A 12,173-nucleotide genomic window follows, 5' to 3' on the forward strand; every position below is an offset into this window, starting at 1 on the left:
AATCTCCTTTATTTAAATCATTTATGATAATGCCTTATTGTTTTCTTTTACACCTATTTTTTTCTTAGAAAATGCTATAGTAAGTATAAATGGTACAACTATAGCTATTGCCATAGCAACTCCAAACATCAACATATGCTGTGGCTGAATAGATAATATTCCTGGTAATCCACCAACCCCGATTGAATTTGCCATAACTCCTGATCCTACTGAAACTACACCCGCTATAGATGAACCAATCATAGCAGCTAAGAATGGATATACATATTTTAAGTTAATACCAAACATAGCTGGCTCTGTTACCCCTAAGTAGCAAGATATAGCTGCTGGTATAGATACTTGCTTTTCTTCTTCATTATTTCTGTTTAAATATATCATTCCTAAAACTGCAGATCCTTGAGCTATGTTTGATAATGCTATCATAGGCCAAAGATTTGTTCCACCGAATTCACCCATTAATTGAAGATCTATAGCATTAGTCATATGATGAAGTCCAGTTATAACAAGCGGTGCATATCCAAATCCAAATATAGAAGCAAATAACCATCCAAACGATGAAGTAAGTCCTGTATAAACTATATCTGATATATAAGAACCTATCGTCCAACCTACAGGACCTAATACTACGTGAGCTAATAATACAGTTGGTACTAATGATAAAAACGGAACTACTACCATTGATATATATGAAGGAACTCTATCTCTAATCTTAATCTCTAGATGAGCTAAAACAAATCCTGCAAGCATTGCTGGTATAACCTGAGCTTGATAACCAATCATTTTTATTTGAGTAAATCCAAAATCCCACACTGGTGGCTCAGCTCCACCTGCTACAGCATATGCATTTAGAAGTTGTGGAGAAACTAGTGTTATACCTAATATTATTCCTAGTATTTGAGTTGTTCCCATCTTTTTAGAAATAGACCATGTTATCCCTACAGGTAAGAAGAAGAATATTGCCTCTCCTATAAGCCAAAGAAAATGATGCATACCTGCCCAGAATTGAGAAGTTTCTGTTAAAGTCTTAGTCCCTTCTTCTAGTAATTTTATATCTCCTATTATGTTACGAAAACCTAGTATTAATCCCCCGACTACTATAGCTGGAATTAATGGTGCAAATATCTCACCTAGGTGTGCAATTAGTTTTTGTAATGGATTTAGGTGCTTTGATGCAGCTTTTTTAGCAGCTTCCTTATTAACACCTTCTACTCCTGCGTAATTTACAAATTCATTGTAGAATGTAGATACTTCATTTCCTATTATTATCTGAAATTGACCTGATTGTGTGAATGTCCCTTTAACAAGCTTGATTTCTTCTATTTTCTTTATATCTGCTTTTTTAGGATCATTAAGTACAAAACGCATTCTAGTCATACAATGTGATACTGCTGCTATATTGTCTTTTCCTCCAATGTAATCTAGTAATTGCTTTACTTCATTAGAAAACTTAGACATATCATAACCTCCTTTTAATAATTTGATATATTCAGTATCTGAAAACCTTTTCTCTTTAGCATTGTCTGTACGTACAAGTTTTTGTTGTATATAAATTATATCCTGTACGTACATCTTCGTCAAGCGTTTTCTTCATAATTTGTAATATAAAAAACTCAGGCATCAAATGCCTGAGCTTTTTAATTTATCTCTACTCTTTCTCCAGTTACCATATATATTATTCTTTCACCGATATTAGTTGCATGGTCTGCTATACGCTCTAAATATCTACCTATAAATAATAAATTAGTTGCTTGTTTTGTAGTTTCTGGGTTTTGTATCATCATGTTAATTAACTCTGTATATATACCTTCGTAAATTTCATCTACAGCTTCATCATCATGTGCAACTTCTTCTGCCATTTTTGTATCGGCATTAGTAAATGCATCTAGAACCTTTTTAACCATATCCTCTGTTAGCCTTGCCATTCTCGGTATATCTATTAGAGGCTTTATTAGCGGAGTATCTCCAATTTCTAAAGTAACTTTAGCTATATTTACTGCATGATCTCCCATTCTTTCTAAATCTGTTATTATCTTGATGATAGTTCCAATAGTTCTTAGATCTCTAGCCATAGGTTGTTGAAGTGCTAGTAATTTCATGCATTCATTTTCTATTTCTAGTTCTAGTTCATCTATTTTATCATCCATAACATATACTCTTTTAGCTGCTTCTAAATCTTGCTTTGCTAGAGCTTGTACAGATACTTCTATTATATCTTGTACCATTTCTCCCATCTTAATTAGCTTAATGTTTAGGTTTTTCATTTCTTTCTCAAATTGGCTTCTCATATGGATTCCCCCTATTCTTAACCGAATCTTCCTGTTACATAGTCTTCTGTACGTTGATCTCTTGGGGTAGTGAATATCTTTTGTGTTTGATCCATCTCTATTAATTCTCCCATTAGGAAAAATGCTGTTTCATCTGAAATTCTAGCTGCCTGTTGCATTGAGTGAGTAACAATTACTATAGTATAATCTTTCTTTAGCTCTGTTATCAATTCTTCAATCTTAGCAGTAGCTATTGGATCAAGTGCAGAAGTTGGCTCATCCATTAATAATACTTCTGGTTCCATGGCTAACGCTCTAGCTATACATAATCTTTGTTGCTGACCACCTGAAAGTCCTAATGCAGATTTATTTAATCTATCTTTAACCTCATCCCATAAAGCAGCTTTTCTTAAACTTTTTTCAACAATCTCATCTAATTCACTTTTATTCTTAACTCCATATCTTCTAGGCCCATAAGCCACGTTTTCATATATGGATTTTGGGAATGGATTTGCCTTTTGAAACACCATTCCTATTCTTCTTCTTAAAGCTACTACGTCTATATCTTTATGATAAATATTATCTTCTTCTAACTTTATTTCTCCTTCTATTCTAACACCATCTATTAAATCATTCATTCTATTTAGTGTTCTAAGAAAAGTAGATTTTCCACATCCTGAAGGTCCAATAAGTGCAGTTACCTTCTTTTCTTGTATATCTATATTTATATTTTTTAATGCCTTAAATTCACCATAGTATAAATCTAAGTTCTTTACAGAAATCTTTGCCATTAGCTTATCCTCCTCACTTACCTAAGCTCGGTTGCTTGTTTTGAATTTTATTCTTATTGTTGTTGCGATTATGAAGAAGATTCCTACTACTCCCAAAAGGACAAGAGCAGTTCCATACTTAATCTCCTCTGGCATATTTGGTACTTGTGTTGAAATAATATATAAATGATACGGCAATGCCATAGCCTGATCAAAAACCGTTCTTGGAAGTCTTGGCAAGAAGAACGCAGCTACTGTTAATAATATAGGTGCTGTTTCTCCTGCTGCTCTTCCTATACCTAATATAGCTCCTGTTAAAATACCAGGCATAGCATGAGGTAATACAACTTTGTATATTGTTTGCCACTTTGTAGCTCCTAATGCTAATGATGCCTCTCTGTAGCTTCTTGGAACACTCTTTAGCGCTTCCTCAGAAGCTGTAATAACAACTGGTAGTATTAAGCATGCAAGAGTTAAAGATCCTGCTAATATTGAAGATCCAAAACCTAAAAATAGTACAAATAATCCAAGTCCAAATAAACCATATACAACAGATGGTACACCTGCTAGATTTACTATAGCTAATCTAATCATACGAGAAAGCTTTCCTTGTTTTGCATATTCAGTTAAATATATAGCTGAACCAATTCCAAGGGGAAGTGCAAAAGCTATAGTACCCAGAACTAAATATAAAGTTCCTACGATAGCAGGATAAATCCCTCCTGCTCTCATACCCTGTCTAGGCATAGCAGTCAAAAACTCCCAATTAACCGTTCCTATACCTCTTACAAATATATATCCTATAATTAATACTGTAGGAATTACTACTATCATAGCTACTAAAGTTAATATAGTAAATGCTATTTTTTCTGTTATTTTTTTATTCATCTATCTTCCCTCCTTCTTAGCACGGGAAAGCACAGCGTCTGCAACTAAGTTTATGCAACTAGTCATGATAAGTAAAACAATTCCTACTGCAAATAATGCATTATAGTGAGTACCATTTCTAACAGTATCTCCCATCTCAGCTGCAATAGTAGCTGTCATAGTTCTTCCAGGTTGAAGTAATGAATCTGGTATTTGAGCAGCGTTTCCTGTTACCATCATAACTGTCATAGTTTCTCCAATAGCTCTTCCAACACCTAACATAACTGCCGCTATTATTCCTGATGAAGCAGCAGGTACAAGTACATGAATTATAGTTTCCCACTTTGAAGCTCCAAGAGCCAAAGACGCTTCTTTATACTCTTTTGGAAGTGCATTAATTGCATCATCAGATATACTTATTATAGTTGGTAGTGCCATAAAAGATACTAATATAGATCCTGTTAGTACTGTAAATCCTGAAGATAAATTAAAAGTTATTCTTACCCAGTTAGATAAGATTACAATTCCAAGAAATCCTAATACAACAGATGGAATTGCAGATAAAAACTCTATAATAATCTTTAAAACTGTCTTAAGTCTTGGTGGTGCTACTTCAGCGATGAAGATAGCACAACCAATACCTAGGGGAACAGAAATAAAGACAGCACCCGCAGTTACCATAACCGATCCTGCTACCAGTGGTAATATTCCGTATTGTGGGTTAACAGAAATCGGGAACCAGTTTTTTCCAAAGAAGAAGTCCATAGGGCTTACATCTTTGAACAGTTGTATTCCAGTACGGAATAAAAAAAGAAAAATTAAAGATATTATTAAAATAGATGTCATACCTAGTATAAAAATTAAATTTTCTATAATGAATTCTCCAATGCTATTTTTTACATTTTTCTTTAAATTCTTAGACCTTTGCTTCGTTCCCATTGTCATATTGGACATTTTAACACCTCTATCTATAATAACTTAATCTATATAAACTTTCGGAATGTAATTTAATAAGTAAATCATAAAATTTTTCCTATCTTTATTTTCCTATCCCCATAGAAAATTAAAGTAATTGCTTATCCCATAAGACGAATATAGGCGGATAGTAAATGTACTATCCGCTCATGTTATTTTTAAAACATTTATTTTTTTATATTACTATTTTACAGGTATGAATTTAAGGTCTTGTACAACTTTTTGTCCTTCAGGACCCATCATAAAGTCAACATACATTTTTACAACACCTGTTGGCTCGCCAGCAGTGTATATGAATAATTCTCTTGCTACTGGATATTGTCCAGATTTGATTGTTTCTAATGATGGTAAGAAAGCTTCGCTGTTGCTGTCTTTAGATACTTTAATAGCTTTTACTTCATCATTTAAGTATCCTAAACCAATGTATCCTATTCCATTAGCGTCTTGCTTTACTGCTTCAACTATAGCTTGAGTAGAAGGCATTAAGTTTGAGCTTTGAGCGTATTCTTCATCATTTAAAACGAATTCTTTAAAGAATGCGTAAGTTCCTGAGTTTGACTCTCTTGAATATAATGTTATTGGAGCATCTTTTCCACCGAAATCTTTCCAGTTAGTTTTTTCTCCAGTAAATATTGCTTTTAAGTCTTCCATAGTTAAAGTATCTACACCATTATCTTTATTAACAACTATAGCGATTCCATCAAGTCCTGGAACAAATTCCTTTAATTCAAATCCGTTAGCTTTAGCTTGCTCTAATTCTGAATCTTTCATTTTTCTTGAAGATTGAGCTATATCAGCAGTTCCATTTATTATAGCTGCTATTCCTGTACCAGATCCTCCACCTGTTACAGCTATTTGAGCTTCAGGATGTTCATCCATAAATTTCTCTGCCCATTGTTGTCCTAAGTTAACCATTGTGTCTGATCCTCTTACTTGAACTACCTTACTAAAATCTACACCTGCATTGTTCTCATCATTTTTTTGTTCTTGTGCTTGCTCTGGTCCGCATCCTACTAATCCTAGAGAAGCTACCATTACTAACACTAGTAATAAAGCTAATTTTTTCATTTTGTGAATCTCCTTTCACTTAAGAAAATTTTTTTAACTTGCCTTACAAAACAAATTATACTGTTTTTAGACAAGTTGTTGGTTAAGGAAAAGTTAATACAATGTTATGGTTTTGTTAAGTATACTATCTTGATGAATAAATTTTAGTTTTTTGGATATTCATTATATTCGGTGGTTATTGCTGCTTCACTTAATATATCTATTTCTTCTACATCATCTAACTCCTGTGCTTCTTCATCAATCCATTCAGTGTGAACAATTGTTTCTTCTTGGAGCTCCTGTATGTCCTTTATATCTTCTCCTTTTTCAACGTAATTTATTACATCTTCTTTATTATCAATTTTAAATTGTGATGCAGTTTCTTTAAGCTGAATTGCCATTAAGTTTAGTTCGCTAGCTGTACTACTTATATCTTCCATCATCTGAGCTTGACTTTGGGTTCCCTGTGCCATTTGCTTAGCCCCTTGAAGAGTATACTCTAGCATCTCATCAATTTTGATCATGTATTCTTGAACTTTCTTAGTGCTTATAACCTGGTCTTTAGCTGCTATACTCGTTTTTTCAATTAAATTACTAACTGCATGAATACATTTTAGTATATCGCTAAATTGATGCCTTACATCCTCAGAAGCTATTTTCCCTTCATTAGAATGCTTCTGTGCATTTTGTATTTTTTTATTTACTATATCTACTCTTTTTAATATGTTCTCAATGATATTTGATATTTTTTCAGATGCTTCATTGCTTTGTTGAGATAGTTTTCTAACTTCTTCTGCAACTACTCCAAATCCTCTTCCAGCTTCTCCCGCTCTTGCTGATTCAATTGCAGCGTTAAGTGCTAAGAGATTCGTCTGCTGTGCAATACCTTTAATATAATCTACAAATTCTCTAATTGTGTTTGAATCTTCTACTAAATGTTTTACGTCTTTTACTGTTTCTGATACAGATTTATCTATATGTTCCATTGTACTCATAGCTTTTTCTATAGCCTTTACCCCTACAGATGCAGCTACTTGAGCACTATTGCTTTCTTTAACTGCGTTTACGCTGATTTTTTCCACTTCATCTGATTTATGCATAACTGCATCTATAGATTCTTCTATTCCTATTACAACACCTTTGCTTTCTTGTGCAGATGCTAAAAACTGCTGAGCTGTTGCTGCAATTTCATCCATATATGCCTGTGCTTCATCACTACTTTGAGTCATATTTTCTCCTGCTTCTTTCAAGCTATTAGAGACTGCTATAAGCTCTGATAATACTTTACTTTGGGATCTTGTCATTTCATTTATACTATCTGATAATTCTTCAAATTCATCCCCAGAATTACATTCAGATACGACCGTAAAATCTCCTTTTGCTATTTTCTTCATAGTTGTAGCCATTTGTTCTATGTATCTTGTAAATTGCTTTTTAACAAAAACTATAGAAACTAATACAGCAATTAAAATACTTATAAATATAATTATTAATGTATTATTCCTTATCTGTGATGCAACTGTTAAATATTCTTTCTCAGGAATAGTAAATGCTATCACCCAATTTGTATTTGGAACTGCTCTATAAAAATAGCTCCATTTTTGTTTATTGTGTCTTATATGATTTACTCCACTTACTTCTCCACCCTGAACCTTTTCTAATATACTTAAACTTATAGGATCATCTGCTTTTTTTAGAAGTATAGTTCCATCAGGGTGACTTATTACTTCTCCACTTCTTCTTAGCATAAATCCATAACCACTTTGTCCTATATTTGTATTTCTTACTACTCTATCGAAATTACTAAAGTCGAATGTAATAACAATAGCCCCATAAACCTGTCCTGTTCCCTCTATTATAGGATACGCCATTGAAACAGTTGGCAAATCAACGCCTGTCTGACTTAATGCTGACATATATACATTACTCATAACAAATCCTCTAGTATTCATAGCATCTTTGACAAACTGTAAATCAGTAACACCTAGACTATACCCTGTTCTTCCTAAGCTGTCTGCCACTATATTTCCATCTAAACCAACTAAGAATACACTTTCATAATATCCCATAGAGTCTACATAAATTTTTCTTAGCATGTTGTTAGTTTCTCTTAAAGCTAAAGTGTTTTCTGTTTGTGCATTGTTATTATAAAGATTGAGAAGCTGTGTAAATGCTGCATTGTTTGCTAGGTTTTTAAGCAAAAATTCTGTATCGTTTAAAGTTGTTCTGGTATTTGAAACTATTCCTTCTAGTAAAATATTGTATTTCTCTACTTCTCCTCTTTGTAATTCCTTAAAAGTTCTACGATAAGCATAAAATCCCAGAATAACTGTCGGCAAAATACAAAGAATTAGAAACATCGCTGTCAGTTTGGTTCCTATCTTAACTCTAATCCTCATTTCAAGTCCCCTTTTCTACAATATTAGGATTTTTTCCTCATAATTAGACTATATACTGTATGCATTTCTCGTTAATTAAGTTTTGTTTAAGTTGTCGTTAAATTTATGTTAAAAATAGATTAAATATGTATGTATAAGTTTTGTCTATACAGTTTGAAATTTCTATAAAGTTTTTCTATGATTATTGAGTTAATTTCTATGTTAATCTATTGTTAAATACACTAAAGAAGAAAGGGAGTTTGAGAATGAAGAAATATTTATTGCTAATGCTCACAGTAGGATTGCTTGTTTTGTCTGCTTGCTCAAACGGACAAATCGAGAAAGTAAGTGATACAAATGAAGAATTTAAGACTATTTCTACAAATGATTTAAAAGAAAAACTAAATAATGATTCTTGGGTATTAGTTGATACTAGAAGCAGTGATGAGTTCAATGGTTGGAAGTTAAATGGAATAAAAAGAGGTGGGCATATATCAGGAGCAGTTGATTTTTCTGCTAATTGGCTTCGTGTAGATGTTGATAACAAGGAGAATTTGTTAAATGAAGCTCTTAAAAATAAGAATATAACACAAGATAAAAATATAGTATTGTATGATTCTAATAATAAGGATTCACTAGAGGTTGCTAAGTATTTAAGTGGCAAAGGATATAACAATATCTACATATATGATTTAAATGAGTGGGCTGAAGATGATAGTCTTCCTATGGAAAAATATAAAAACTATCACTTGATAGTTCCACCTAGTATAGTTAAAGATATTCTAGATGGTAAAACTCCAGAGACTTTTGAAAATGCTAATGAAATAAAGATTGTGGAAGCAAGTTGGGGTGATGAAGATGTTTCTTATTCTAAGGGGCATGTTCCAACGGCTTTTCATATTAATACTGATCTCGTAGAACCTCCTCCTTCTTGGATGCTAGGTACTAATGAAGAGTTAGAAAGTTTTGCACTTGAGTATGGATTCACTAAAGATGATACAGTTATAGTAACTAGTGAAAATCAAATGGCTGCTTACAGAGTTGCTGTTGTTCTTAGATATATAGGTGTGAAGGATGTAAGGGTATTAAATGGAGGATTATTAGCTTGGAAACTTGCAGGTTATGAAGTTGAAACTACATCTAATAAGCCTACTCCTGTAAATGATTTTGGTGCTACTATACCTGCTAATCCAGAGTTAATAACTACTATAGAGCAAGTGAAAGAGAATTTAACTAAAAATGAATTTACTTTAGTTGATAATCGTACTTGGGATGAGCATATAGGAAATTCTTCTGGGTATAGCTATCACGATAAAAAAGGTCGTATACCTGGTTCTTTATATGGTTATGCTGGTCTTTCCGATTCTAATTCTCTTGACTATTTTAGAAATATAGATAATACTATGCGTAACTTTAATGAAATATTGAGTTTATGGAATAAATCAGGAATAGATATAAACAATCATCTAGCATTTATGTGCGGAAGTGGATGGCGTGCAGCTGAAGTATTAACTTATGCACAAGTTATGGGACTTGAAAATACTTCTTTATATAGTGATGGATGGATTGGGTGGAGTAACGATACTAATAACCCTATAGAAGTGGGAGAACCTAAGTAATCTATGAATAATTTGGTAAGGAAAATATTTTATCTATTTACTTTATTAGTTCAAATTAGTATTTTAGTGTCTGTATTTTTCCTAGATAATTTATCTTCTAAGAAAGCAGGTGTTATGCGCCATATTCATTTTAGAAGAATGCAATATCAGCAGGGAATATATTCTCCTGATGGTTTATTTATACAAGGTATTATATCAATTGCTTTAGCTTTAATATTTGCTGTCCTTATTATATGGTCTATAAAAAATAATAAGTGTATATTTTTTAGGGTGCAGATATTTTTAGCATGTATATTAAGTCTTCTCGTTTACTTTGTTATAAATAATAGCTTTTTTATAGACAAGCTTTCTTATATATATTTTATTATGGCATCTAAACTGATTTTGTTAATTCAAATTATAGTCCTTATCACGACAAAACTCCTGTTGTAAATTCTTCAACAGGAGTTTTATCTGTATTATTCCTTCTTAATATTTTTAATCAAAATTTCTTAATTAATTTATATATCCCATAGCCTCTATATGTATGTACCTGTATGCCGCACTCTGTTTCTATTTATAACTTGGAGATACTACCCCAAAATATTCATCTAAGGTAAGGCCACTTTCTACAATTTTTGTTGACCACTCTACCCCTACATATCTAAAGTGCCATGGCTCATACATATAACCTGTTATGTGTTCTTTGCCTTGAGGATAACGAAGTACAAATCCATATTTGTGTGCATTCTCAACTAGCCATTTACCTTCTGGTGATTTTCCAAATTTCTGAGATAGCCAAACAGTTGTGTCTGCTCCTCCTATATCAAATGCAAGACCTGTTTGATGTTCACTATGCCCAGGTCTAGCAGAGAATTTGTCTGCTCTAGCCTGTCCATACTTTGAAACATAATTACTGTATATCATTCTTTGACGATCGTAGCTTCTGTACGTTGAAAAAGCGTGTAGTGTGATGCCTTCTAGCTTAGCATCAGATTGCATTTTGTTAAATGCAGCTCTTGCATTAGCATTTTCCCCTGGAGCATAGTTAGAAGGTAGACCATATCCTTTGTTTACAATTATAACTCCTTGCACATAATGTGGCTTAATATCTTCTACTATTGTAATACTCTCTAATTTCTTAGGCTTAACAACTGTTTTCTCATCTTCAATAACATCTATATTATCTAAAGATGCTTCTACTGTATAGTGTAATGTTTCTGTTGATTGATACCTTAGTATTGTCATGCTAAGTAGCATAAATATCATTATATAAATTACTCTTTTCATAGCTTTCCCCCTTTAAGTTGCTCAATGCTAGCTTAATATAGCCCATTACCCTTTATAGTATAATGTACACATATATTTTTTTAAAACGGTTTAGTAATAATTTTCTTATTTTTAACAAATAAGTATTTATCGCCTTATTATTGTCAAATATTATACTGTACTAATTCTTAGGGGGTATACTAAATGCAACTTACAGACTTAGCTATTAGGCTTATAATAGGATTTTTTTCTCTATTTATATTAGTTAAAATCATAGGAAAAAAGATAATATCCCAAATAACTCCGTTTCATTTTATTTGCTCTATTGTTTTAAGTGAGCTACTTGGAAATGCAGTTTATGATGATAGCATAGATATAATTCATATTTTATTTACAATATCTGTATGGGGAGGTCTAATTTTTTTAGTAGAGTATCTTGCTCAGAAGTCACCATTATTTAGACAAATCTTTGAAGGCAAACCTTCAATGGTTATTAGAGATGGTCAAATTGATTTCAAAGAGCTAAAAAGATGCCGAATGAATATAAGCCAACTACAGAGTGTACTTCGTCAAAGTGAGACTTTTTCTGTTCGTGAGGTAGCATTTGCATTTGTTGAATCAAATGGATCTATAAGCATACTTAAGAAAACACCTTATCAAAAAACCACTTTGCAAGATTTTAATATGCCAGATCAAAAGGTATATTTGCCTATAACTTTAATTAGGGACGGAAGTCTTGTAAAGGAAAATCTAGAAGAATTAGGTAAAGACATCCATTGGCTCATAAAACAATTATCATCAAATAACATAAGTAAAATTGAGGATGTACTACTTGCTGAATGGTTAGAAAATGATAAGCTATTTGTTATTCCATATAATATAGTTAAGTCTTAATAAGCTTCTTATTACATTGTTTATGGGAAAGCGTGCAATTGGAGAATTACCTGTGTTTGATTTTCTAATTATCATAATATTAGGTTTATTTATTCCACCTATAAAAAAGTC

General features: G+C 32.4%; 10 protein-coding genes. 2 read left to right on the top strand and 8 right to left on the bottom strand.

What is annotated here, in order from left to right:
* Nucleotides 1-21: 21 nt before the first annotated feature.
* The 7 genes from treP to CLOTH_RS07275 form a co-directional block, all read right to left on the bottom strand.
* Nucleotides 22-1,455: a PTS system trehalose-specific EIIBC component gene (gene treP, locus CLOTH_RS07245; protein ID WP_079412612.1), complete on the bottom strand. Its 1,434-nt coding sequence runs from the start codon at nucleotides 1,453-1,455 to the stop codon at nucleotides 22-24.
* A gap of 179 nt (nucleotides 1,456-1,634) precedes the next feature.
* Entirely contained in the window at nucleotides 1,635-2,285 is a 651-nt protein-coding gene (gene phoU / locus CLOTH_RS07250) for a phosphate signaling complex protein PhoU (protein ID WP_079412614.1), read from the bottom strand.
* A gap of 17 nt (nucleotides 2,286-2,302) precedes the next feature.
* A complete protein-coding gene (gene pstB / locus CLOTH_RS07255) occupies nucleotides 2,303-3,055 on the bottom strand; it encodes a phosphate ABC transporter ATP-binding protein PstB (protein ID WP_079412616.1) in 753 nt (250 codons plus the stop codon).
* A gap of 21 nt (nucleotides 3,056-3,076) precedes the next feature.
* Nucleotides 3,077-3,922, bottom strand: a complete 846-nt coding sequence (gene pstA, locus CLOTH_RS07260) for a phosphate ABC transporter permease PstA (protein ID WP_079412618.1) — start codon at nucleotides 3,920-3,922, stop codon at nucleotides 3,077-3,079.
* A complete protein-coding gene (gene pstC / locus CLOTH_RS07265; protein WP_079412620.1) occupies nucleotides 3,923-4,855 on the bottom strand; it encodes a phosphate ABC transporter permease subunit PstC in 933 nt (310 codons plus the stop codon).
* Nucleotides 4,856-5,059: 204 nt separating this feature from the next.
* Nucleotides 5,060-5,944: a phosphate ABC transporter substrate-binding protein gene (locus CLOTH_RS07270; RefSeq protein ID WP_079412622.1), complete on the bottom strand. Its 885-nt coding sequence runs from the start codon at nucleotides 5,942-5,944 to the stop codon at nucleotides 5,060-5,062.
* Between the two features lie 143 nt (nucleotides 5,945-6,087).
* Entirely contained in the window at nucleotides 6,088-8,322 is a 2,235-nt protein-coding gene (locus CLOTH_RS07275) for a methyl-accepting chemotaxis protein (protein WP_079412624.1), read from the bottom strand.
* A 245-nt stretch (nucleotides 8,323-8,567) separates the two neighbouring features.
* Here CLOTH_RS07275 and CLOTH_RS07280 point away from each other — a divergent pair, with 245 nt between their 5' ends.
* Nucleotides 8,568-9,920 carry a rhodanese-like domain-containing protein gene (locus CLOTH_RS07280; RefSeq protein WP_079412626.1) on the top strand — a complete coding sequence of 451 codons (1,353 nt, stop codon included), beginning with the start codon at nucleotides 8,568-8,570 and terminating at the stop codon, nucleotides 9,918-9,920.
* Nucleotides 9,921-10,472: 552 nt separating this feature from the next.
* On the opposite strand, the gene CLOTH_RS07290 is transcribed toward CLOTH_RS07280, so the two are convergent.
* Nucleotides 10,473-11,189 carry a M15 family metallopeptidase gene (locus CLOTH_RS07290; protein WP_079412630.1) on the bottom strand — a complete coding sequence of 239 codons (717 nt, stop codon included), beginning with the start codon at nucleotides 11,187-11,189 and terminating at the stop codon, nucleotides 10,473-10,475.
* 183 nt (nucleotides 11,190-11,372) lie between these two features.
* Here CLOTH_RS07290 and CLOTH_RS07295 point away from each other — a divergent pair, with 183 nt between their 5' ends.
* Nucleotides 11,373-12,062: a YetF domain-containing protein gene (locus tag CLOTH_RS07295; protein ID WP_079412632.1), complete on the top strand. Its 690-nt coding sequence runs from the start codon at nucleotides 11,373-11,375 to the stop codon at nucleotides 12,060-12,062.
* Nucleotides 12,063-12,173: the final 111 nt, after the last annotated feature.

This window comes from Alkalithermobacter paradoxus, from assembly GCA_002029295.1.
Taxonomy (GTDB): domain Bacteria; phylum Bacillota; class Clostridia; order Peptostreptococcales; family Peptostreptococcaceae; genus Alkalithermobacter; species Alkalithermobacter paradoxus.